Source organism: Alteraurantiacibacter aquimixticola (assembly GCF_004965515.1).
Classification (GTDB): domain Bacteria; phylum Pseudomonadota; class Alphaproteobacteria; order Sphingomonadales; family Sphingomonadaceae; genus Alteraurantiacibacter; species Alteraurantiacibacter aquimixticola.
Genome location: NZ_SSHH01000002.1, coordinates 600,810 through 624,993, shown reverse-complemented (window position 1 = coordinate 624,993; position 24,184 = coordinate 600,810). Strand labels below are relative to the sequence as shown.

The 24,184-nt window shown below is 58.3% G+C and carries 19 protein-coding genes, 1 tRNA gene and 1 CRISPR repeat array; of the genes, 8 read left to right on the top strand and 12 right to left on the bottom strand.

What is annotated here, in order from left to right; all coding sequences use genetic code 11:
- Positions 1–430: 430 nt before the first annotated feature.
- The 5 genes from E5222_RS09520 (at position 431) to E5222_RS09500 (ending at position 6,465) form a co-directional block, all read left to right on the top strand.
- Positions 431–1,300 carry a hypothetical protein gene (locus E5222_RS09520; RefSeq protein ID WP_136693518.1) on the top strand — a complete coding sequence of 290 codons (870 nt, stop codon included), beginning with the start codon at positions 431–433 and terminating at the stop codon, positions 1,298–1,300.
- 317 nt (positions 1,301–1,617) lie between these two features.
- A complete protein-coding gene (locus tag E5222_RS09515; protein WP_136693517.1) occupies positions 1,618–4,020 on the top strand; it encodes a MobA/MobL family protein in 2,403 nt (800 codons plus the stop codon).
- Between the two features lie 297 nt (positions 4,021–4,317).
- Entirely contained in the window at positions 4,318–5,205 is an 888-nt protein-coding gene (locus E5222_RS09510) for a 3'-5' exonuclease (RefSeq protein ID WP_136693516.1), read from the top strand.
- 67 nt (positions 5,206–5,272) lie between these two features.
- The gene (locus tag E5222_RS09505; protein ID WP_136693515.1) at positions 5,273–6,118 is read left to right on the top strand and encodes a 3'-5' exonuclease family protein; all 846 of its coding nucleotides are present in this window, start codon (positions 5,273–5,275) and stop codon (positions 6,116–6,118) included.
- Positions 6,119–6,255: 137 nt separating this feature from the next.
- A complete protein-coding gene (locus E5222_RS09500) occupies positions 6,256–6,465 on the top strand; it encodes a hypothetical protein (RefSeq protein WP_136693514.1) in 210 nt (69 codons plus the stop codon).
- A 116-nt stretch (positions 6,466–6,581) separates the two neighbouring features.
- Here E5222_RS09500 and E5222_RS09495 read toward each other — a convergent pair whose 3' ends face one another.
- Entirely contained in the window at positions 6,582–7,181 is a 600-nt protein-coding gene (locus E5222_RS09495) for an SOS response-associated peptidase (protein ID WP_136693513.1), read from the bottom strand.
- 40 nt (positions 7,182–7,221) lie between these two features.
- On the opposite strand from E5222_RS09495, the gene E5222_RS09490 reads away from it, so the two are divergent.
- Entirely contained in the window at positions 7,222–7,476 is a 255-nt protein-coding gene (locus E5222_RS09490) for a hypothetical protein (RefSeq protein ID WP_136693512.1), read from the top strand.
- 42 nt (positions 7,477–7,518) lie between these two features.
- Here the strand turns inward: E5222_RS09490 and E5222_RS16920 are convergent, their stop codons facing one another.
- Both E5222_RS16920 and E5222_RS09480 read right to left on the bottom strand, forming a co-directional pair.
- Complete coding sequence (locus E5222_RS16920; RefSeq protein WP_425456253.1) at positions 7,519–8,127, bottom strand: thermonuclease family protein; 609 nt, start codon at positions 8,125–8,127, stop codon at positions 7,519–7,521.
- A 197-nt stretch (positions 8,128–8,324) separates the two neighbouring features.
- Positions 8,325–8,510: a hypothetical protein gene (locus E5222_RS09480; protein ID WP_136693510.1), complete on the bottom strand. Its 186-nt coding sequence runs from the start codon at positions 8,508–8,510 to the stop codon at positions 8,325–8,327.
- A 309-nt stretch (positions 8,511–8,819) separates the two neighbouring features.
- On the opposite strand from E5222_RS09480, the gene E5222_RS09475 reads away from it, so the two are divergent.
- Positions 8,820–11,414: a zinc dependent phospholipase C family protein gene (locus tag E5222_RS09475; protein ID WP_169053540.1), complete on the top strand. Its 2,595-nt coding sequence runs from the start codon at positions 8,820–8,822 to the stop codon at positions 11,412–11,414.
- Positions 11,415–11,749: 335 nt separating this feature from the next.
- On the opposite strand, the gene E5222_RS09470 is transcribed toward E5222_RS09475, so the two are convergent.
- The 9 genes from E5222_RS09470 to E5222_RS09430 all read right to left on the bottom strand — a co-directional run bounded on the left by E5222_RS09470 (position 11,750) and on the right by E5222_RS09430 (position 21,726).
- Positions 11,750–12,793, bottom strand: a complete 1,044-nt coding sequence (locus E5222_RS09470; RefSeq protein ID WP_246021653.1) for a DUF2971 domain-containing protein — start codon at positions 12,791–12,793, stop codon at positions 11,750–11,752.
- A complete protein-coding gene (locus tag E5222_RS09465; RefSeq protein ID WP_136693508.1) occupies positions 12,790–13,425 on the bottom strand; it encodes a hypothetical protein in 636 nt (211 codons plus the stop codon). Before E5222_RS09465 ends, E5222_RS09470 begins: the two co-directional genes overlap by 4 nt.
- A complete protein-coding gene (locus tag E5222_RS09460; RefSeq protein ID WP_246021651.1) occupies positions 13,422–14,051 on the bottom strand; it encodes a competence protein CoiA family protein in 630 nt (209 codons plus the stop codon). Before E5222_RS09460 ends, E5222_RS09465 begins: the two co-directional genes overlap by 4 nt.
- 241 nt (positions 14,052–14,292) lie before the next feature.
- Positions 14,293–14,976: a hypothetical protein gene (locus E5222_RS09455; protein WP_136693506.1), complete on the bottom strand. Its 684-nt coding sequence runs from the start codon at positions 14,974–14,976 to the stop codon at positions 14,293–14,295.
- Positions 14,977–15,034: 58 nt separating this feature from the next.
- Entirely contained in the window at positions 15,035–16,432 is a 1,398-nt protein-coding gene (locus E5222_RS09450; RefSeq protein ID WP_136693505.1) for a hypothetical protein, read from the bottom strand.
- 265 nt (positions 16,433–16,697) lie between these two features.
- Positions 16,698–17,327: direct repeats of the CRISPR family, unit length 36 nt; unit sequence GTTGCAGCTGGACCGCGATTTCTGAACTGCTATCCT.
- 75 nt (positions 17,328–17,402) lie between these two features.
- Positions 17,403–17,750 (bottom strand): CRISPR-associated endonuclease Cas2, encoded by a 348-nt coding sequence (gene cas2, locus E5222_RS09445; RefSeq protein WP_246021649.1) that lies wholly within the window; start codon positions 17,748–17,750, stop codon positions 17,403–17,405.
- The gene (locus E5222_RS09440; protein ID WP_136693504.1) at positions 17,747–17,932 is read right to left on the bottom strand and encodes a hypothetical protein; all 186 of its coding nucleotides are present in this window, start codon (positions 17,930–17,932) and stop codon (positions 17,747–17,749) included. The genes cas2 and E5222_RS09440 overlap by 4 nt, the downstream gene beginning before the upstream one ends.
- A gap of 44 nt (positions 17,933–17,976) precedes the next feature.
- A complete protein-coding gene (gene cas9 / locus E5222_RS09435; RefSeq protein ID WP_246021647.1) occupies positions 17,977–21,216 on the bottom strand; it encodes a type II CRISPR RNA-guided endonuclease Cas9 in 3,240 nt (1,079 codons plus the stop codon).
- A 435-nt stretch (positions 21,217–21,651) separates the two neighbouring features.
- A tRNA-Gln gene (locus tag E5222_RS09430) sits at positions 21,652–21,726 on the bottom strand.
- Between the two features lie 144 nt (positions 21,727–21,870).
- On the opposite strand from E5222_RS09430, the gene E5222_RS09425 reads away from it, so the two are divergent.
- A complete protein-coding gene (locus E5222_RS09425; RefSeq protein ID WP_136693503.1) occupies positions 21,871–24,102 on the top strand; it encodes a TonB-dependent receptor in 2,232 nt (743 codons plus the stop codon).
- Positions 24,103–24,184 lie beyond the last annotated feature (82 nt).

Genomic DNA, 24,184 nt, shown 5'->3' with positions numbered 1-24,184 from the left:
ATTTTGGGTATTCATCTATGCGCATCCCAAAAGGCATTGTGATCGCAATGTCGCGACACTGGATGCACCCCCAACGCGGTGTAGGAGTTACGGCAAATGGATTTTGTCCAAAAAGCACAGGCGCTGAGCGCCAAACGGTGTCCAGTTCGAAATGTAGTCTCGGAGGAATGGTCTGACATTCAGGCAGCGAGAGCGGCCGGAGTTTCGCTAAATGCAATCTTTCGCCAGCTCAAGGTTGACGGGAAGGAAGTTGGCAAGGGGTATTCAAGCTTCCGGAATGCCGTGAGGTACCTAGACGAGAACTCGCCTGAGGTAGCCGAAACAGCGGTGTCGATTGAATCGAACCAGGGTGTCCCGTCACCAGTTACTCCAGAGCGGGGGCAGTTCGTTGACGATCGCTTCCAAAGCGACTTCTGAGGGGAGAGGAGCAATGAACGCAGCACAGAAACTCTATTTCATCCTCATAGTCAGCAATGCGGGCGGTGAGGGCAAGACGCTCATCGCGGAAGTGATCAAGGCGCTCTTCCAGTTGTCCGGCGAACGTGTATCGTTGCTTGATGCTGATGCTGGGAACGGCGCGGCAAGAGTTTCAGACAGCTCAGCACGGAGCGTTGGATGGGGTGTAGGAGCTATCACAGCTCCGAACATTCTCGACGCCTGCAGGGAACAGAATGTCATCCTTGATTTGGGAGCGAACAGCCTCGCTAGCCAGCGAGAAATCGTTGAGCTGATACCGGCTCTGAGGGATGGGTTCGTGTCCGCTGGCTATAACGCGCTGGCTCTTCTGCCCATCACCCCTCTCAAGCTTGGTGCAGCAGACGCGATCCTTAACCTCGCGGCAAAAATTGATGGCTTCGAGAAGGTCTTCATCCGCAATGATCGCAACAACACAAGACAGTTTGACGAGCGGTTCTATAGAACTAACGCGGCTCAGTTGGGCTATCTTCAGCCAGGGTTTATCGCGTATCTGCGTGGTCGTGACAGCTCAATGTCGGAGGCCGTTCTTGCTCCTTCACAAAACTATCGCTTGGCAGCGCATTGCATCGCTGCATGGATGCGCGACTTTGCAGAGGAGCCCGCCTTGAAAGGGATGTTCGAGCCTGCACTAACCCGTTTAAAGAGTCTTCCTCCTCCCCCGTCTCCGTTGGCCTACAGTATCAATAGTCTTACCTCGGCAACGGACGATGCCTTGGAGTCGAACGTAACGAAAACGCGCATTCTTGCGTCTATCGACGAGCACGGTTGGCATCCTGCTGGACTGCGGAAGGTTGCCGATGAGCTAACAAGGGCTGCAAGCTGATTTGGTTAAATTGGTAGGAGGGGGCCGGTCGACTGTAAGTCGACCGGCCCCCTTTTTGCATCCGCATTGGGAAAACATTTGCGGTACAACGCCAGCACATTGACAATGCAGCTCAGGACAACCGCTCACCAAGCGATATTAGCATTACCAAGACTAACCCTCAAACAGTGGAAATATAGTGTTTTCAGGCGCAATACCGCTAACCTGGCGAGGGCCAGGTTAGCTTGCTTCTTCGAGCTTGAGCGCAGCGACCAAACTAAGGGATCCAAACGAACCCTGTTCCGCCCGCGCTACCCTTAACTCCCAAGACGCGAAGCATGAATTTGACTCTCGGCCTCACCCGAATTCCCGACGGTTGGATTTGCATAAAATCCCTGAAAACACCGATCAAACCGCAATTTGTGCCAATCCGGCAGGCCAATCTAGAATGTCGTACGGAGGTAACGATGCCGACCAATCGACAGATGGAGAGCCGCGACGATTTCGAGGCTTCCCGTATCAGAATAAAGCTCATCAAGGATGGCATCCTTGATGATATTTCCAGAACGTCGAGCAAAGCGGGACGACACTCGCGGCGATCTAACAGTGCGAATGCGCAGGCCAATGCAGCAAGCAAAGTGCCTCGCTTCAATATCCCCGCTGCGCGGAGTTATCGCTTTTCAAATGCTGAGGGTGTCACGACATTTCATTTCGCACACAAAGCCATAGCCAAAGTTACCTTCGACACTTGCCGCGACGGCGTCCGCAACAAGCCTGGCGCAGCGCGCGGTCACGCCCGTTATATCGAACGCGAATGCGCTGTGGCGGACATCGCAAGTGACGTAGTGCCGTCACAAGAGCACACTGCCGTTGATGACGCGTTCGTACTGCAGGCTGCTTCAACCGTACCAAAGGTTGTTGAGCAGGATCGCTATGTGATCCGCTCTTCTGCGGTTGCGATGCAAACCGACGGCAATCGCGCTCTTCTCACGAATATCGACCCTGACGACGATGCTCGCGCCGAGTTCTGGTCGCTTGTCGAACAACACGAGAGAAACCCTACTCCCGACAAGATGAGCATGCGGTTCGCGGATCATCCTGAGTTCTGGTCGCAGGTCGCAAGCGACCCGAATTGCCCGAGAGAGTTGAAAGAGAAAATCCTAGGACCTGATCGGGATAAGGAAGCTCCGTTCCAGATCGGAAATGGGAAAAAGGTTCGGGCGTTCCTCTCCGGTCAGGAAGGCTGGGTCGGTCCAAGAACCAAAGAGCAGAACGCTAGCGCTAACTTCCCAATGGCGAAGTTTGCCGACGGGCGAGGTGGACGCACGCAATACCGCATCGAGTTTGAATTGCCTGCAGAACTCACTGCCAGGCAGAGGTTCGCACTGGTTCGGGATTTCGCAAAGGAGTTTGAGGGAAAAGACATTCCGTTTGTCGCCGTGATGCATGAGCCGGATCACCACAATCACAGCGCCAATTGGCATGCCCACTTCATATATTACGATCGGCCCTGCCGAAGGATCGATCAGAACGATATTCAGCGGCTGAAGAGGGAAGGGTTCGATACCGCATCACTCAGACCAGGAATGTGGGACTTCACCGTAGCGCTCGCTAAGCCAGGTAGACGCGGTCGAACTTCCTTTCCGCTCCGCCGAAAAAAGGTCGCAGTGGTGTCGCGAACTCGCATTTGGCCCAAAACGCTCCGCAAGAAGTTGGCAGAGGTAACGAACAACCATCTCGCGCTTGCCGGACGTACGCGAAGGGTCAGTCCTGACACCTTTCAAAGGATCGGGATAACAGCAGATCCCCAGGAGCATCTCGGATCTGCTCAGAACGCGGCGGAAACCAATGGAGAAGCCACCGCACTGGGCATTGCCAACGAGCGCAAACAGTGGCTCGCAATACAGGCTCAGGCTGAAGCTGACTATCGAAGTGCCCTCGAGATTTGTTCCGATCGAGTCAGAAAGTTTGTTGGCAAGGATGCCAACGCAGCCGAAAAAAGCGAGGACTGTGAAAAGCTGGAAAGTTGTCTCGTCGAGGCAGCTTATCATCGCAAGACGGCTTTCCTGATCCTGCAGGAAATGGAGCGCGCTGCATCCAGGGCGCTACTGATCCACGAAAGGAATAGTAAGCGCCTGAAGGCGTTTGAGGCCCAACCAGGCCATGGCCGTGACAATGAAATTGTTCGCTCCGCCCAGCTTGTGGAGAAATCCGCCGAATTCCTCGAACACCTTGATTCACGCCAGGCAGACGAACGCGTCTTGGTGGCCAATCGCTTGGCAAAGGCGGTGCAGTGTGAAGCCACTGCTCGAACAATAGAACGGGCCGAACGCTCTTTCGCGTCAGGGTCGGCGCAGTTGGCAGCGCGAGAGACCATGCCGGAGAAGTCGGCAGCGGCTGTCTCTACACCAGTTGTGACAAATATGACGTCCCCCACCCGAGGGGCCGCTTCTCAGCAGGACCAATTGGTGCCCAAAGAACCGCAGGTGCTGAAAGAATGGCGTGAAGCTGAGGAAACCCTGCACTTGGCCAAGCTTGAAGCCAGTTCATCGCGCGAAATTTCGCGTCATAAGGCTATGCGAGATCAGCGCGCTTGGATGCTTAGGAAGGCGCTCCGGCAACACCAAATCGATCCATCCTTGATCGATCCGAGACAATTGAAGCGGATCAAGGAGCAGGCCGCTGATCGCGACCTCTTCCTCCAGCAACAAAACGCGATGAGTTTAGGCATGGGGCGATAGTCTTGTTGACGGCACGGAATCAGGGCGGACTTTGCAAGCCATGAGCGAGGAGCGTCTTGTTCGCTCTTTGCAGACTGCGTTGGCAGTCACTTCTGATCCCTTTGGCGTGGATCAACACTAGGAAAAGCCAGAGCGTCAGCGCGACGAGGGTCTTGGAAGGGGTCTAGGCACTGCTCGCGTGGCGATGTCTCGCAAAAGATTTGGAAATTCCTTGATCAGTGAAATCGGTGAAGAGGGAGGAAAAGAGCTTTGCGCTCGGCTCCGACCTCGCCGGTTTCCTGAACAAGGAGAAACCGAATGAAAACTGGAAGCAGTGTTGCCGCGAGCGAGAAGCTCGCGCGGCAGTTGGAACGTGAACCTCGATACCGCGTCCTCCGCGCGGTTCCGGCGGCGCAATTCGCGATGCCGCCCGGACCGCCACCGGAAGGCCGGTGCATCGCTCTGGTCGATGTCGAAACGACTGGCCTCGATGTCGATGAGCACAAGCTAATCGAACTCGCCATTCTGCCCGCCTGGGTTGATGGGGATGGAGAGGTCATCGCCCACTACAAGCCTATCTCCTGGCTGGAGGATCCGCACGAACCGCTCGATCTGAAGATCCGCCAGCTCACCGGGCTTGTGGACCACGATCTGCAGGGCAAGTCGATCGACGACAACCTGGCTTGCGCGCTGCTCGAACGTGCCGACCTGCTGATCGCCCACAATGCCAGCTTCGACAGGAAATGGATCGATCGCCGATATCCGTCGCTCTCGTCCAAGGCCTGGGCTTGTTCGGCCTCCGAGATCGACTGGCTGGGCCTTGGCTTCGATGGTCGCGCCCAGCAGCATCTACTCGCCCAACATGGCTGGTTTGCGAATGCGCACCGCGCCGGCGACGATGTCTGGTCACTGATGCACCTGCTGCGGCAGGAAAGGCCGGTTCCGGGAAGCGGGGAGCAACGCTCGCATCTCGCACGCCTGATCGAGGCAAGCTCCCGGCCGACCGAACTCGTTGAGGCCGTAGGAGCGCCGTTTGCGAAGAAAGACCGGCTGAAGGCCCGTGGCTACCGCTGGAACGCCAGAGGCCGTGTCTGGTCCACCGAGCTCGATCCCGGCGATCTCGCTGCCGAGAGAGCCTGGTTCGTCCATCAGGGCCTGCCGCCCTTTGTCACGAAACAGCTGACCGCCTGCGAGCGGCATCGCTGATCCAACTATCACTGGCCCATCAAGGTCCGCCCATCCCGGCGGGCCTTTTCATTTTTGGAGAATACACATGACCGATCAATCCATGGCCTTCGAGACATCGCTCGAAGCCCAGGCCCGCCTGTTCTGCGAACGCAATGCCGGTTCCGAGCAGAAGGCGAAGCGCTTTCTCGTCCTCGACCTGGAGTACGAGTACGACAGGTCCCGCTACGATGCGTACTACGTGGCAGAAGGGAGGGGTGCCGAGGACAGCATCCGCTGGGCATTCCACCGCGTACGGGCCGCATCCTGGCTGCCGATCACGTTTCAGGCAGGCAAGGCCGAAGTCGAGTTCGGAAAGTCGGTCACCCTGACTGCCGACGACCACCACGAGACCGAGATCGTTGAGGCCGTGTTCGCGCAGCTTGATGCGCTGCCCGATGCCGCGGTGGTGACATGGGGAGGGGAGTGCAAGGACATCCCGGTCCTGCGCCGTACCGCTGCCGAGTTCGGGCTCGTCCTGCCGACCAGCCTCAGAGACCTGCATCCCTTCGCGCGGTCACGCATCGATCTCTGCAACGAGGTCGCCGGGCGCGCCGCCAATGTCCATCTTCCGGAATATGCCGCCGCGACGTCGATCCCGGCGAAGCCTTCGCCATCGAAGGATATCGGAGAGCTGGTTTGCCAGGGCAAATGGGACTTGGTTGAGGAGCAGTGCAGGGCGGACGTGCTGACGACCGCAATTATCCTCTTACGGCATTTGCAGAGCCGGGCGGAAATCGAGGTGAACATGGCTCAGGCATTGGAGGCTCTGATCGCCGCGGCGAGCGAAGCAGCTCCCCAGAGTTCGTTTGTGGATCGGACCCTTCGGCTTTGGGTGAAGGGGATTGTGGCCCGCTCCAAGCTTCGCGGCCTTGTGCCTCAGATGGCGGCTTGAGCTTGTTCTGAGGCCTCAAGTCGGAGCGCGCTTCGTTGCTGGACGAAGCGCGCTCCAACCTCGTTCTGAGCGGCTCTGGATGGCGTGATAAAGCTTTCTCCGACAGCACCATCTGGTAGAGTTTTGCAGGAGCGCTCTTGAGCAGTTGGGAAGCGAACATGCCAAAGAAACTGAACGGTCGCGATTTTCCTGGCGTGGGGCGCCAGGCCATCGCAGGCAACCCGCTGACAGACGATGAGGTCGCCATGTTTGAAATGTTCGAGCGGGAAGGCTGGTCTCACGAAAAGCGGAGGGCATACATTCTCGAGCAGATCGCGCGAGAGGTCAAAGACCAAGAGCGCTCCTGACTTTCAAGCGAGGGATTGATGGGATCAGGATTCAAGATTTGTACGTGGGCAAGATTCCGAACCATTGGTTGCCGCGCTCGGCCTACACCAGCCGGGAAAACCGTCCGAGATGCGTCTCACCGCCGCACCCACGGCTCCTCGGTCCGATCGATGGCGAGTTCGCCATCGTATGGGCGACACAGTCCAAACGCCTCCTCCGCCGTACTTCCCATATATGTCTCCCTGTCGGCCCCTGAGACGATGACCGGCATCCGGTCGTGGAAGGGCGTGATGGCTTCGTTCGCATCCGCCATGATCATGGAATAAACTGGCCCCCACTCGGCACTATCCCGCCACAATCCGGCGCAAGTCAGCACGCCATCTCCTGGCATTGAGAACCACGTGCGGGTCTTGCTGCCCTTTGGCCCCTCGGCCTCTGCGAATGCCTCAATTGGGATCAGGCAGCGCCTGTCGCGAAAACTCGCGCGCCAGAAGCCGCTGTCGAGCTTGTCGGTGCGCGCATTGTTAACGGGCTTGGGTTTGAGTTGCTGACCTGACTTGCCGCGAAGGACCAGCGGAAAGCCCCAAACCATGGATCGCACGCTCTCGCCATCGAACACGAGGCCAGGTTGCCCCGGATATACCTCGCCGGACACGTTGCCCACCATTGCAGGGACATCCGCAAACAGTGCGGCCAACTCGTCTGCGCTCTTCGACATCCGATAGAGATTGCACATTCCGCTTGCCTCGATGTTCTAACTTTGTTCTCTATGGGCAATGATGATTCGACCCGAAGACGACGAGATCGTTGCCGCAATCCAGATCGCCGTGAAACTCGCCCCTAATTACGCGATCCGTGGAGTGTTTAAGGGGCAGAAGCTTGAGCGCAAGGTCGCCATCGACACGATAACCCAGCGTGTGTTTGCGGCGCTAGGTCGGTACGAGATCACGCGCGAGGCGCGCGGTCACGAGGTGTGCTCGAAGACACTGCCGCTATTTCCGGAGCGGGAGGAGAGTGCCGGAACCCGCTAACGAGTTAGAACGAACCGTGGCGGAGCCCATTCAACGAGGGAGCTAGGCTCTCGACCTTCGATAGCCGGCTCGTTGTGCCTCGGATTCTGTACAGAACAGCTCTTCAGGCCGTGTCTCTTCGTAATAGGGCCTGCCGGGAAGGTGGTAGATCCATTCCCCGCGACGGCTGCGATTACCTTTGATCGCACAGCCGAACTCGTTGCGATATTCTCGCTCCTGCGTCGGTTGATTAGTGTCCCTTTCGGAGCGCGGCTCTCGATTGTTGGCTATCTCGCTTTGAGGCCTCGCCCTAGGGTGAGCTGCGCGCCAGTCTGCCGGGACCTGGAATTCCGACGCCCATATTCCGTACCGAAGTGCGCGCAGCCGGGCCTGAGCATCCGCCAACTCTTGGGGCGAGCCCTCCAGAGCGATGGCCAGCCCTGCCTGCACCATCGTCATGCCGAGATTTGTCGAGCCCGCATGGCATACCGCCACATAACGACCGTATACATCGATCGCCCGCGTCCGGCATATCACCGTTCTGTCGGCGACGAGCTCAGCAAGCACTTCGCCGGCCTCTGCACCGCATGCCCAATCCTCGCCGTCGCGGTTACAGGTTTGAGCGGTCTCAGGAGCGTCAATGTCGGCCAGGCGAACCCGGAGATCACCCATGGCAAGCGTGTCGCCGTCAATGGCTGTGGCAGGGCCTCGCAGGATCTGCTCGTTCGCGGCGGCTGGCGAAGCGAGCCAGAAGCATAGCAAAGTGAGAATGCAGCGTAACACCATGGCGGAACTCCCATCGCCCGGATGTTAGCAGGTGAGCCTAACTGAACCGTGAAACCCGATCATCACGGCAATCAGTCATTCGTTCAGAAGAATTCTTCTTGGCAAATGACCTGCGACTCAATGATCTCTAAGGACGCGAAAAAACCATTGCGCCTGTTCAGCTCTTCCGGCGAGACCCTTCCCGAACGCAGGCCCTCCTCATCAGACTCGCGCTGACGCTCCTTCTCAGCTCGGCGCAAGGCCGGGTCGTAGTAGTTTATCTGAGCCATGATGATTTTCGCCGGGAAAATACGCCGTGCACAGTTGGCAGTCAACCAACGACAAATCGGCTACTCTTGGGCCGTTTACGGACTGTCTGGTTCTCGACGGCAGACAATCGAAAGCCGACGTTCTGCTCCCGACCCAGAATTTGTCACTTTCTATTAGAGTCGCATTGACGAATATAAATGACCCCGTACAATAACTTGAACTTGCCAAGAAGATCTCAGTCTTCCGGGCGGTCGTACTTTACACTGTTGGGGGACAGGGTAATGAGGCAATCAGTAGTCGTATCCATTTGTGTCGCCGTCTGTTGCTTGATGGCCGTGCCTGCATCGGCATTTGGCTTGAAGACCCATCTCTGGATCGGCCAGTCTCTCCTTGTGGACATTAGCGACGACTGTGAAGTGAGATTGGCAGGAGTTGATACAAGGATTGATGAGCCGCTTTGCAACGCAATCAAGAACAATCCGGGGGCGTTTCTCGCGGGCAACTTAGGCCCCGACGCCTACCCTGACCTCATAACTGGCCAAGTTACCACCCATCCGGGGATCGAAGGCGGCTGGCAGACTCACGATTGGTTGCAGTATCTGCTCGCGAACGCGAACTCTGAGGAAGAGTTAGCGTTTGCAGCTGGGTATTTGATGCACGCAGCCAGCGATGCGTTTGCCCATACTTACGTGAATGCGTATGCGGGCGACACCTTTGAGCTAGCAGATGAGCGCGCGGTCGAAAGACGCCACTTCGCTCTTGAAAAATACATTGATTCCATCCTTCCGAGCGGAGTTCCAGACCCAGAGCTCATGACCGTTCCGACCTCGTTCTTGCGCGATAAATTGGTGCATTCGAGAGATGCCGGGCGTGAAGCCCGCCGATCGGGCATCGCTTTGCACATTTCTGCAATGTCGGAAGTTTGGTTTGGAGTGGTCGAACTTGAACGCCAACTTGAGAAAGTTGAAGGCTTAGCTGCAAGAGGCATCGCTGATCTCGCCGTTGAGCTTATCGACGTCCAGGCAAAGATTGCAACTGGTGAGACCTCTTTGAGTGCTGCCGAGGCTGCATTGGATATTCGAGAGGCGCGCCTAAGAGTCGAAAAGCAAGCCTATGATTCCGCGAAAAAGGCTCTCGACGATGCAATTGACGCAGTCGAAGAGAACGACCTTCTTGTTGTTACTAGTAACGCAAGAATTGAGGCCGCCGATCGTGCCATTGACGCAGCGCAGAGCGCCTTGAACAGCTTCACACGGGAGCAGGCAAACCTTGAGTCTCGATTGAATGACCTGAAACGGCGTATTCGGGATGTTCCCAGGCGAGTAACCAACGAAATCTGTCACGGTGCATGTCGCCTGAGCTGCAACGGCATTCCATTTAGTCGAGAACGTCGGAGGTGTAGGAACAGCTGCTACCGCGGATGCGAAGGCGTTAATGGTGCTTGGCGTCGATTAAACAATGAGATCTCGCGAGTGGAGAACAGCCTGACGAACCTCAAACGGAGAATTCAAACCGAGACTACAAACATTGCGGCTGAACAAGCAAAACGAGCCAATGCTTTGGAAGGGAAAATTCTGGGTGAAGCACAGGCTGCTGGTCTGTCTGCAACGCGAAGCGCTGCCCAGCTGGCATTTGAACCCGTTCGTTTAAGATATGAGGCGGAGCTCGCGCTAACCGAAGATGCGCGAGAGCTTGTCGAGAACATCCAAACGGAGCTAGCCAGCCTTCGAGAGGATTTTCTTGATAAAGACCGCCTAAGGGAAAAGATCCAAGAGCTGGTCGATGGCTCGAATATCATTTCCGGTTTTGCCAACAATTGGCGGAACACGCTCGAAGATTCCGGCGACGCCTACATTGAAGTTGCGCTACAATCCAGCATTGGGATTGTCAGTGGCGAAGGGGGCACTCTTGGTCGATATCGTGATTGGCTGAAGTGCCACGGCAGCGCTTACACGCCGCAGCCCTTACAGGTGTCGGCCAAAATCTGCGAAGCTGAAACTTTCTACAACGAAGTTCGGTCAGAGATCGATCAGATCGTAATTGACGCACTTCCTGAGCCGTTTCGTTCGATTTACGACGAGTATCTCGGACTTCGAATCCTTATTCGCGAGGAACTGGAATCAGTCGTCGATGATGCAACGGTTGAACTAATCAAGTTGGGTTCACCTGATGGAACGACGGAAGACTTCCTTGAACTTCTTTTCGTTGAACAGAACGTAGACCGATCAACTCTGAATCGAATTTTTGCAGAAGTTGGTGACTCAGGTGGGAAAGACCTTCTTACCTTTTCCGACATGGCTGCGAATGTGCAGGCAGACGCATTTGTAGAAGCTGGTGTGCTTGATCCCTCCCGCTTCCCCGCAATTCGGCATGGCAGGACGTTAAGTGCGTTGGCACTTCTATCCCCTTCGGAGTTGCGCCGTTTGGCTTGGCGGCTCGGTGCCAATCCGAATGAGTTGGAGTTGCCCAGCGAAACACAGGAAAGATATACGATCTTATCGGACATGCTCCGGTCAATCGACGGCAACCATCAGTGGCAGCGCTTTGGACTGCCTTACGCTCGCTCAAATGGGCAGGCCGTGCCAGACGATGCATCCCGCCGCGAATTTGGGCGTGCTAATGGAGGCGCAGGCTTTCCGTTCTTTGCAAATCCAAACATGCGCAGGTTCGTGTTCTCTCGTCTATTTCCAGACGGGATCAGCGGTACACTGAAGGACCGCCCAGAGCTTCAACACCCGCGTTATGCATTCCAAGAATGTGACTCCAATAGATTTCCACGCAGTACAGGTGACGATAGCGCCCCAGCTGAGAGCGATCTAGCCTGTGTAGATGCTACTACTCGCGAGAGAGGTGCAAGCGGCATTACCATCTTTTGGCGGCGCATTCTGGACGGCCTGGGCATCAAACCGCGATCCACTCGCTGAATAGCCAATGTCTGCTTCCACCCCCAATTTTGGTCCTTGAGCATAGGAAGAAGCTGGGCCGTGACCGGTCTGGCGGCTTGCAGTGCCACCAAGCAGGGAAGCAGACGTTGGCGGTTGGCATTGTCCACTCCCCCACGCCACTTGTCGACCGCAGGTTTCAATGACCAAACTCATGCACTAAGGGCAAGCGCAAACGCGGCTCAAAGCAGGGCAGGCGTTCATCCAAGGCCAGCCTCCGCGATAGACGGGGTCGGCTGGAGTCTCTCGTCAGTCTTGGGCATAACGAACTGTGCCGTGGCTCTTGTGGTGGCGCAAGAATGGCGACGCCTCGAAGCTCAATGCGCTGCACGATCTCCCGCTTGTGCACTAGGCGGCTTAATATCGGTCAGATCGTCGAACATATGGTCAAACGATCGATTGCGACGGGGCAGACTTGCGTGCAGCTCATCTGTATCGACGGTACGCTTGACCAGCAGGAAACGACCCCACTGCTCGCGGATCTCGAAGAAACGGACCGGTAGATCGCGCTTGGCCAACGCCTGGACCACCCCATAGATGACGGCCGACGGGCAACGCATGCCAAACACCACCTCCTCGAGTTCGAGGGGCGAATTCTGCTCGCCGCGCGGACCGATCAGGCGCCATTCCCGCTCATACGCCCAGGGTTTGGCCTTCTTAAGCAGAACCGCCTCATCGACACGGTGCCGGGCCTCCACATCGCCTGTCAGCATAGCCGCTACGTCACTGGCCTGGACGAGCCGGCCGCCGCCATATCGAATTTTCTGAATATCGCCGGTCGCCGCATCGGGAACGGAATAGCCTAGGCACAGCCCACGATGTTGGTCGCCATAATGGCTCCACATCAATGGGCAGTTGGCGCGCTCCGCCAAGGAAAACACGCCCTTGTCGTACCGCCGAAGCAGTTCCTCCTGGACATACTGCCCGAAGAGGAAGCGCTCAGGATCGTCCATCTTGTAATCGGGATTGGTCGCGTTGTAGCGAATGTCCGCCAGAAGGCGCTCTGCTGCCCTGCGGCTCTGACGGGCGATGTGATCGAGCGTCTTGGGGCCTCGATAACGGATCGTCTTCGCCGCAGCGGACATCTCTGCCTGGGTTCGTGCCTCGATCATCTGCGAAAGGATCGCTTCGAGCGCTTCGGCACTGATGTCGGTATCCAGCGCTGGCTTGGTGTCGAGCGGATCATTGAACGTCGACGGATCGGCAAAATAGACGGTGTCCTCGACGAGCATCCCAAGCGTCAGATTGCTGAAACTTCGATATTTGTAGAGGCGCTTCGGCAGCGTCCGCTCGGCCATCTTTTGTTTCCCCCGCGACTTCACTTTCACAATCACGAACCGGCTGCCCGCTGACGCGATCATTCATTCCAATATGGCGGATCGGTTACCGCCATGGGAAGAGGGTCGGCGAGGCCCCAGAAACGGGTCGTAGCTCTGATGTAGCGGATGACGTCTCTCTTTCGAATACGCAGATGCTCACTAGCAACGGGCGTGCCCGGCAGGAGGTCAAAATAATTCGTCGAGGCATCGTCCCAGAGTTGGGGCGCCAACGCTCGAAGTCGGTCGCACGATTGCCCCTCGCCGTGCCGCACGACATTGGCGACGACAAACATTTGTGTCAGCTCGTCTCCGAGACCATCGCAGGCGAGGTCGATACCGGCAACCTTCGCGCAGCTGCCGAGCAACGGCTCATATCCCCGGAGCTTAGTCATGTGGGCCATGCCCGCGTCCTGGATGGACCGCGCCCAGATGCTCAGCTGGCGCTCGAACACGCCCGCCAGCGTCAGCACGAACGCCTTGGCTACCTCATTGCCGGTATAGTTGTCGACCTGGGCTTTCGCGCGGTCGAGAAACTGGTCGAGGCTCGCAGCCTCGCCGGTCTCCAAGTCACCATGGTACGGCATGCTATCCATGACCGGGAGGATCACCCGGTCGTACAGGCGCGCCAGGTTCGCCTGGAAGACGCGGGGTAGCTGATCCTTGTACGAGCTCATCGAAACGCCTCGGTATCTCCGCCAATTGGGTAGAAGCGCGTGGCGATCGCGCGCGCATCGGTCTCAACCATCACGTCGTGCACAAATTTGCGCTTGGCGACCAGCCGAATGCAGCGCAGGCCGGACTCATCGTATGTGTCGAGCCGCACCAAGCGATCGTCGCCGAAATCGATATAGACTGGGCAGGCTGCGTCCAGCCAGGTTCGCCGAGGCCGCACCCAGTCATATTGATGATGACCTCGGTAGGATTGACGGACCTCGGCCTCGATCTCATGGATGAAATGATAGAAGCCGCCGCGTAGCGTCGCCTTGGTAACGACCTCCTCAGGAAATTCCGCTCGGCACTCCGAGAGCCGGAAAAAGATTCCGCGCGCTGTGCCTTGCATCGGCCGGCTTGCTTTTACCCACACCAAGTCTTGCGCAACGTCTGCCTGCGGGTCTGGAAGCAGATGATAGATGTCGAAATTGTCCCGAAAGCCGCGCCCGTCGATCACCCAAACGAGATTGCCGTAAAAGGCTTCGCGGGCCTGCCGTTCGGCGTCGGTCATCGCGGAATGCTGGACTTCGATGACGATGCCGGTCGGTGTCTTGATATCGGCTCGGTGGATCTCACCGTCGGCGGCCAAATGCGAAATCTCCCGACACTCGGCTGGGAAGAGGTTCTTCCACCCCCGATGCCACTCGGTCTCATTCTCCCACCATGGGTCGCAATTGCGCCGTCCGGCATGCGCCCAATGGTGAAGGCGCCGCGGACCGCATTTGGCGATCATCGCTGCGCCACACGTCGGGCAAAGTCCGCGATCGCCTGGAACGGCCTCACAGCGCAGGCCGTCGACTAGCGCATATTGCATCGAAGGATCCCCATGCTCATGGCCCTGTACCAGGGATAAGATGCTCGGCGAGATCCGACAGCCAAGACGACACGTCCTCGATCCGAACCGCGTCGGCATGGTCTGCATAATGAGCATCGACCGTGCGATAGCTGTCGCCAAATCGCTCCGTGAAGGTGCGCTGCAGCTTGTCGTTGTGGCTGAGTATGCTGCTGAGCACGCGGCCGCCCTGCAGGAATTTAACCGCGTGATCCGTACCGAGCAGATAGAGATATTTGCGCTTTATGGGCGGGCTCAGCGCCAGCAGCAGATAATCCTTGAATACGCCATTCTGCCGGATCGCCTCCGAGCCCCCGCGCCAATTGATGAACTTGAACTCGGCGACGCGCAGATTGGCCTCGAGATCGAAAGCGCGGCCGGTGTTGCCGGCGCCCAGCGACACATATTCGACGCGCTCGCCAGGCTCGAGTAGATGCGGAAGGCACCACAGGATGCCGAGCGCATGGATCGTCACATTGATCTGGGCGGCCTGTCGTTTCAGTTCGCCGGCAGCGCTCAAAGCCTCCCGACCGGCCTGCGCCCCATCAAGGAACATCTGGCAGTCGGTCGCCGTCACGCCTTGCACCGCCGCCTCGAGACGCGAAAGCGTGGCGGTCAGGTTCGGTCCGGTAAACCGACCCAGCGCACTGACAGTATCGCTCGATGTGATTCTCCCAGCCATGCGTCGAGCTAACATGGGCCGCGCCTGGACCAAATAGTCGCAGGCTCTGCGATCCTCCTTACGGCTGCATATGCTCCCGAAAACCCTTGTCGGTCGCGAGGGGCAGCTTGAAATGCTCCGACGCCATCGCCGTCACATGCGTCGTGACGGGCGACGACGTCAGGAAATCGAAGGCATAGTCCGCCGCCTCGCGCCGGGTTGTGAAACCTTCGCGCACGAAAATCTGGATGCAGGCACCAAGCAGCCCCAGCATGAACTGGCACTGTTCTTCGCCCTTGAGCCCTAGCCCCGCGAAGGTCGCGCCCTCATGGACGATGCGATTGCGCACGCCATAGCGCCGGTCGAAATCTCCCAGCAGCGTCGCAAAGCGGCCGGGATCGCCGCTGGCTCCGAACGCGCTGATCCACAATCGGTGTCGATCGCCGCGTAGCTTGTCCGGCTCGCACAAGGCGTCGATCGCATAAACCAGATGCAGAAACGATGCCTCCAGCTCGACCAGATAGAAGGCCCGGTTGAACGCGCGAAGCGCCGCCTTGAGCGCCAACGCAACTTCGTCGCCGCTCTTGTCGTCGACGACCATGCTGGCGAGTGGCTCGGCCCAGGAAAAGCCGCTCGGGTCCACTTCCAGTCCCAGCCAATTGTTCGAAACACGCAGCACATAAGGTTTACCCTGCAGCAGCCGGGGCTTCACCACGCGACCCTCGGGCATGACATAGGCAATCGCCGTCTCACCGATCCAGCCGGGCTTCGCCGGAAGATATTCGAGCCGCCGATAGTGACAAAGATCGTAGCGGATCGGATCGAGCGCATGATCGGCGTCCTCCATCACCAACCGCAACAGCGGGGATTGGCGGTCGAACGACGCCTGGGCTTCGTAGAACACCGATAGCGGCACTTCGACGCTGCGCTCGATTAGCGGATAGCCGAGCAACTCGGTCGTCCCTGACGCCCGTGCGCTCGGTACCCAGCTTGGGTCCACGTCGGCGCCCGGCACGTCGCACAGCGACTGCCAGGCATGATTGGCGAGCCGAACTTCCTCCCCGTCGACGGGCGCGTGGAAGCGTGTATCGCCGAGCAAGAACGGGCGCTCGAGCCGCAGCGCCTCGACCGGCACGAGGTAGGTACACATGATCGTGCGCCCCGCAGCGAGGCGAGCGAGAGCGCTGGCTCTGCCTTCGGCCGCATCGAGTTCCTCAATCTCCAAAAAAGCGAAAGCCGCCTCGAAGTCGGCGAGGCAAGCCGCAGCATCATGGCTGCTCTCGCCATATCGCTTGAAGGTGACGCCATCACCTTCAGGAAAGGGGCTGGCCCAATAGCCTTGCGCCCTTACCGCAGCGATTGACGCCGCCAACGCTGCCGCTTGATCAGCAGGGAGTACCCCCGGCCAGAGCAAGTTACCCATATGGTCGCCGCGCGGGTGAATCAGCACGGCACCGATGCGCGATAGATCGGTCATCGGCAGCTCGGCGTTAGCTTAGGAAGCGCGTGAAGGGCGCGAACGCTCATAGTCAGGTCTTCACCTTCTCGATTTGGCCAGGCTGTATGGTTTTAGCATTCCTGGATAAGCAAATGGCAGCTTTTGGGTCCGTCGGCGAATCAGGTGACCAGTGGAAATTGAGAAGGCACATTGCTGACTGGCGCTCATGCCCAATTAGTCGGACAGCTCGTGGGCCGGAAGGAGAAAGGCAGCTTTGCTTGAGCCGACAGTACACATCGGACATTCCGAAACTGGACCGCGATTTCTGAACTGCTATCCTGCGCCCCTCTTACTTCCTCTAGTTCATTGGGTTGCAGCTGGACCGCGATTTCTGAACTGCTATCCTGATGATGTTGATCCTGACCTTGTGTTGGCAAGTTGCAGCTGGACCGCGATTTCTGAACTGCTATCCTCGCGCCTCCACTAGATCATTGTCTGCTGTAGTTGCAGCTGGACCGCGATTTCTGAACTGCTATCCTCCCTTACCGCATCACCTGCACCTGTGGATGGTTGCAGCTGGACCGCGATTTCTGAACTGCTATCCTTTTTCTGTTAAGTGTCAGATGACGGTGTAGTTGCAGCCGGACCGCGATTTCTGAACTGCTATCCTCAAGGCTCATTCTTCTATCTCCATCTGACAGTTGCAGCTGGACCGCGATTTCTGAAGTGCTATCCTCTTATTCCTCCTCTTGAATGGATGCCTTGAGTTGCAGCTGGACCGCGATTTCTGAACTGCTATCCTGCGCGACATGCTGGTGTCCTTCCTGATCGCGTTGCAGCTGGACCGCGATTTCTGAACTGCTATCCTTGCGGACGGTGTTCTGTATTATGTGCGGAAGTTGCAGCTGGACCGCGATTTCTGACCTGCTATCCTCGATGTTCTCTCAAGGCATTGAATACGAATGTATTTGTGAGGCATCGAGGACAGTAAAACGGGTTTCCGAAACCTTCAGAACAAGGCAAGCTGACCGGGATTTTTGCGCTGACGGCGGCGTGACTGGCCGTTGAATCGTATGATGTTTTCATATTGCCGATCCGTGAAACCCAGAATGTGGACGTCGCCCTTGTCTGGCAGGTTGCGTTCGATCCGCCTCACATAAGCTTCGTATTGTTCCTTGCCGGAACAGAACCGGGCATAGATCGAAAACTGGCTCATTTCGAAGCCTTCGCCGAGAAGATACTCGCGAAACTTTGTCGCAGCCCGGCATTCCTCCTTCGTCCCGACAGGTAAGTCGAACATCACCAGAATCCACATCAGCCGATACCCGCTAAGATGAGCGTCGCCACGGAGCTTCACTGCATTTCGGCAGCGGGGATGTGCTGGGCAATGGCATTCCAAGCGAGCGGATCTGGAGGCTGGAACAGGGCCAGCTCGACACGCCCCTGTTCGAAACTGGTCGCCAGCGACTGGGCCAAGCGCTGGATGGCAGTGCTGGTCGGTGTCGTTGAGCCTTGCAGATCCAGGTCGGCGGAAAGCAATGAGGTAAGGCGGGCCTTGGCCAGGCCGTTAACCGGGATGTCTGTCAGTCACGCGGGCCGGGATCGTGAATACGGCCAAGCTCGTCTATCCGCACTTGCCGGGCCTTCGATGCTTTCAAACCAGAGGGAGACGAGGTGAAGTAACGAAATGGATCATCGCCTGCTTCATGACGTGACTTCAAAGCTCCCGTTTCATTGTGCTTCGCAAATGTAATTTCACCTCTGGCGGCAAACTTCACCACCCGCATGATCTCCCGCTCCCCGCCATCGTGCTCCACCGCAATCAAATCATTCTGCCGCAGGCTGAGCACCTTTTTCGCCGCCGGATGCGGCCGGGCTTCAACGAAATCACACTGGTGGGCGTCAAACATCGAGATGATGCTGGAATGTTCCTGGCCCTCGAGATCCTTCCACTTGGTCACCCACTTGCCATCGGGCAGGCGCCAAACGTCGAACCGGGCATTGGCATCGCCCTTCACCGCCTTGTAGGCGCGGCCTTCTTTGTCACGGATCAGGATGACGTTGAGTGGTTCGGTCAGACGAACGCGGCGGATGCCGTTGTAAGGTCCGTCGCGGGTGGCAAAGTCGCGCAACGACTTCTCGAACTCCTTGCCGCTTGTTCCGCGTGTTGCGGTATACAGCGCCTCCTGTAGATCGCGATCGGGCATCCTGTCCGGATCGGTCAGATCACCGGGCTTCAGGCTCAGCAGTGGCTTGCGGGTGACGACGATCGGCACGCCTTTGGCATTGGTCCGTCCGGTCAGGCCATAGGCGGTATCGTTGTGCAAGCGGCCCGAGGTGATATCGCGGTCCTTCTTTGGCCTGCCCTTGCGGCCGTGATCAGGCTTGAAACTGACGGTGGTAGTATAGAGCTTGTCACGTAGGTCCTCGCGAAAGCCCTCCCACGGGTGTGGCAAGTCGAGGAACTGACGATCCAGATCCTGGTCTTCGGCACGCCCCGCGGCAGTAGCGATCTTCTGGATCATCGCGGCATCGGTCGCCCCTACAACCGCCGCGTCGATCGCATGATGGCGATGATCGAGACGGTTCTTGGGCGCGTTGGAATGCTCGTTCTCCACCCAGTTGTGATCGAGCAGGATATCGTTCAGCCCCCACAGGCGGCGGAGCATGGCGGTCATCCGCCCGGTCACGGCATAGACCCGGCGTCCCTCGTCCGGCGTGTAGAGGCTGGAGAGATATTTGCCTGCGATGCGCGACAGATATTGCGTGTCGGTCAGCTGCCGGGCGACGAAGCCCCCACCGCGCTCAACCCGCTCCATCGCATCGGGGCCGAAACGCCACTGCTTGGACTTGTGCAGCCGTGCAACCTGATCCTGGATAACGGGCCAGCGGTCGGTTTCACCCCATCGTTCCCACGGAGTCTTGTTACCCTTCTGTCGGTTGCAATGGGTGTGGCTGACGACCTTGTTGCCCACGCTGTCATCAAGGCAGCGCGAATAGGGGATGATATGATCGATATCGGCCGATCCGTTCATAAGCATCTCGATGGAAATCATCTCGCCGCAATAAGGGCAGCGGCGGTCGAGCGGATTGGCGGGATTGAGCTGCTCCCAGATGCGCAGCAGCATGCGGTTGCCGCCTGAATCGCGCTCGCCGATTTCCGCAAGCTTCTTGCTGCGGGCCGCTGCCTCATCGGTGGTCTGCCTGATACGCCGGTTATGCTCGGCTTTCTGCTTTTCGTTGAGCTTCAGCTCACGCGCCAGTTCAACATAAATATAATCCGGCCGCCCGTATTGGCGGAGGATTGCATTCACCAGCCTGCGCAGTTGGTTGAGGCCGATATGGACGGTGGGATTTGTGATCTTGCCCCACTGGCGTTCGAGCTCGTCGGAATAGTCGTCCTTGCCCGGAGCGATCTCGCGGGCGAGAATCTCGCCATAATAGGGCAGCGCTGCGTGGCATTCTCCGGTGCGATGGTCACTGTGGTGATAGCCCGCGCGCTCCGCCGCTTGAGCATAGGTAACGACATGGGCCTTGAGTTGTTCGAGCAAAGCCGTGGTGGCAGTCAGGCCAAAGCGGCCATGCCCGTCAGGCAGATGGGCATTGGCGATAGCTTCTGCCGTTTCGCGGTACAGCCCATGCTCCGATTGCAGCCAAGCGAGCAGCTTCTCGGTATCTTCCTCCTCCAGCAGCCGCTCGATGATCGCCCACTGCTTCCCAGTGGAGAACGTCGTCCAGTCCGGGCCGAAACGGTCCGCGTGCATCATCTCGGCGCGCACTTCGTCACCGATCAGGTCCTTGCGGTTTTCGCTCTCCTTGTTGAAGCGTTCGCCTTCCTTCAGCTTGATCAGGCGACCCAGCGTCTTGAATGTAACCTTCTTCTTGTCCTGCAGTTTCAGGATCAGTTTGTGGCGTTCATCCAGGGTCAGCTTGCGCGCTGGCGCCCCCGCGGAGACGACCTCAAGCTGGTTCACTTCTTCAAAGAGGCGGCGCTGCTGGAAAAGTGGATGCGCCTTTGGCAGACGCTTTTCATCACCGGGAATGCCATACCATCCGGCGAAGCTGCATTTGCCAACAACTTGCGCCTTCAACGGACGTTGAAAGAAGATCACGCGGTGGATCGCGGCCTTGGCTTCAATTGTCAGGAAATCAGGGTGATACTCCGCCTGCTTGGCCCAGATCGCCTCGAATTCGTTCTCATAATGTCGGCGGTCGGGGTAGAAATCATAGCCATTGGCATCGGGCCGCATCCGCACGCGTTTGGCCTCGCCCTTGTCCGGGTCGCGCAAAAGCAGAAACTCGCCCAATGTGCGGGCACCGGCATCCGCCATCGCCTGATCGAGCGCCTTTGTCCCGCTGGCGATCTTGCCATCGTCATTGACTTTCGCGACACGATCGGCCTTGCGGTTGGACTTGAAGCCGCGCCGCTGGTTGAGGTGGAACAGCGCACGTCCGATCTGTTGGGGAGTGAGCTTTTCGTCGAGCGCACGCGCGCGCAACGCATAGGGATCTTCGCCATGGAGAGCCTGTGCCTCCTGCTTGTCTTGGGGCAGCAGGCCGTGTTCTACCAGCACCTCGACCAGCGCTGAACGCCGCCCGAGATAGCGATCTCGCCGCCGCCGCATCGCCCGCGCATCGCGCCTGTCGACCGCCAGACTGGCCCCGGACTTGGGATCGCGACCATCGGGGAAAATACGCACACCTATGTTTCGAATAGTGTCGCCATCGTACAGGCACCACCCGATCGAGTTGGTGCCGATGTCGAGACCCAGGCGTGTCCTCATCCAACTCCCCCCTCCAAACCTGATCGCGGGGAAAGACAATTGCACCTCCTCACTTTTGCGTCTACTCTTATGCCTTCAGAAATCGCAGGTCCGGTTGTGAACAAGCAGCTTGACTGCACCAAATAAGGCGGGGGCTGCGGCCCCCGCTTCCTGTTTTGGGTTGGGAATCAGTTCGCCTGGGCGACGTCCGGTTTTGGGATTCCGCTCGCACGGCGTGAATGACCGAAATTAGGGCGCGTTGCTGCCATTGCCGCAGGCATAGGTCGCTGAGGACTACCGTCGTACTCTCCCAAGTCTACTTGCTGCTACGTTTAGACTGTGGATCGCCCAATCCTATCGTATTGCGAACGTCTCAGATCAGCTGCATCTCTATGCAGCTCAGGGGCCAAGAGCTAATACCAGCACAGATAGCCACTGATTTTGAATCGCAGGGATTTTGATTTATTTTCAATTAGTTAAGTGGTCGGGAGATGTTGGCTGGGGCGGCAGGATTCGAACCTGCGAATGGCGGCACCAAAAGCCGCTGCCTTACCACTTGGCGACGCCCCAGCATCACCCGGCGCTTGCGCGGGAGAGGCGCCCATATAACGCGCCCGGCGCAGATGGGAAGGGGTGACCAAAAGCCGCATGGCGCTTCTGCCCGTTTTCAGGCATTATGTGCCTCCCAGAACATAAAAAATTGGGGAGGAACTGATGAGCACTTTGAGGAGGGTCTCGCGCCCGGTCGTATCCGCATTGGCGCTGGCGACATCGCTGGCAATGGCGGCCCCGGCACTCGCACAGGACGAGGCTGGCACCGACAACTCTGAAGAAGAAACGAACGGCAACACCATCGTCGTCACCGGCCTGCGCCGCGCCAACGAATTGCAGGACACGCCCGTCGCCATCACCGCATTCGGTGCGCAGGCGATCGAGCATGCGCGGATCATCCGCCCGGCCGATTTCGTCAACCTCACGCCGAACGTGAACCTGGTCGAGACGCAGAACGCGGGCAATGCCTTCGTCATCATTCGCGGCATCACCCAGGCGCGCAATTCCGAACCGTCCGTCGCCGTCGTGGTGGACGGCGTGCTGCAGGTGAACCCGGCGCAGTTCAACCAGCAGCTGTTCGATATCGAGCAGATCGAGGTGATGAAGGGCCCGCAGGGCGCGCTCTATGGCCGTAACGCCATTGGCGGCGCGATCATCGTCACCACGCGCGAGCCGTCCGACCAGCTGGAAGGCAGCGTGACCGCTGGGATCGACAATGGCTTCGGCTATTACATGCGCGGCGGCGTCTCCGGCCCGCTCAGCGACAATGCCGCCTTCCGCCTGTCGGGATCGTGGCAGGATACTGATGGCTATATCGACAACGAATTCCTCGGCGAGGAGGCCGACCCGGTCGAGAACCTCTCGCTGCGCGGACGTCTGCTGTTCGACCTTGCCGACAATGTCGAGCTGGACCTGCGCGCATCGATGGACCAGCTGCGCACGCAGGCGCTCTATTTCAACATCGTCGAGGATGTGAACGATACCAGCTTGCCGGTGCGGGTGAACAATGCCGGTCAGAACGATCGCGACATCTATAATGTCTCGGCCAAGCTGACTGTCGAAACCGACGCTTTCACCGTCACCTCGGTCACCAGCTATGACACGCTGGAGGAGATCCTCACCGGCGATGCTTTCGACTTCCTGCCGATCGAGGAAAGCTTCTTCTTTCGCCCGCCGGATTCGCCCTTCGGCTTCGGCCTGGGCCTCGGGATCGACCTCAACCAGAGCCAGTATCTGGACGTCGAGGCCTTCAGCCAGGAAGTGCGTTTCGAAAGCCCGGCCGATCAAGACCTGTTCTGGATGTTCGGCGGCTATTTGATCGCGACGGACCGCTACATCTCCACCGGTAATATGGTCGATCTGGGCGAGGGCGTGTTCCCCGTCTACCGCGAACCGAGCACCAATCCGCTCAATCCGCAGAGCACGTTCCTGGCGGATTCGCAGGACAATTTCGCCTGGGCGCTGTTCGGCAATGTGGGATACCAGTTCTCCGACGCTTTCCGCGTGGATGCTTCGCTGCGTTACGATCATGACAAGCGCGAACAGACCACGCTGACGCCGACCGCATTTCTTCCCAACATCCCCGGCTTCCCGCAAGGCGCGACGGGTGAAGTTCGGGAGATCAGCTTCGACGACTGGCAGCCCAAGGTCACGCTGACCTTCACGCCCACCAGCAATGTGACGCTCTATGGCGGCTACTCGCGCGGCTTCCGCTCGGGCGGCTTCAACCAGACCGGCGTTGGCGCGGTGGCCTTCGACAACGGCATTGTCGGCGTGGAGGATATCTACGAGGCGGAGACGGCCGATACGTTCGAGATCGGCACCAAGCTGCAGCTGCTCGACCGCATGCTCAGCCTCAATGCGGCGGCCTATCACACGACGTCGAAGAACAGCTATTTCTTCGTCTTCCTCGCCGCCAACTCCACGCAGAACCTCGGCAATGTGGGCGAGGTGGAGATCCAGGGCGTCGAGCTGGAAGCGCTGCTGCGCCCGTCGAGCGACTTCCAGATCAACGCCGCATGGGGCCTGACCTTCAGCGATATCAAGGAGTTCCCCGATCCTTCGGTGATTGGCAATGAAGCCCCGCTGATCAGCCGCTCGACGCTGAATGTCGGTGCGCAATATAATCCGGCGCTGACCGAGGATCTCGATGCACTGCTGCGTGTCGATTATCGCCGCACGGGCCGGACATGGTGGGACGTGCCCAATTCGACCGTGCGCGACCCGATCCACCTGGTGAATGCGCGCATCGGCGTGGAAGGCGAGAACTGGGGGCTCTACGGCTTTGCGACCAACCTCTTCGACGAGGAATACAATGCCGAATTCTCACCCGGCGGTTTCGTCTTCAAGGCGCGGCCGCGGATCTATGGCGTGGAAGCAAGCTATCGGTTCTAGGCAACCTCGCCGTCATTGCGAGGAGCGAAGCGACGCGGCAATCCAGGGCCGCACAGTGCCGCCCTGGATTGCCGCGCTTCGC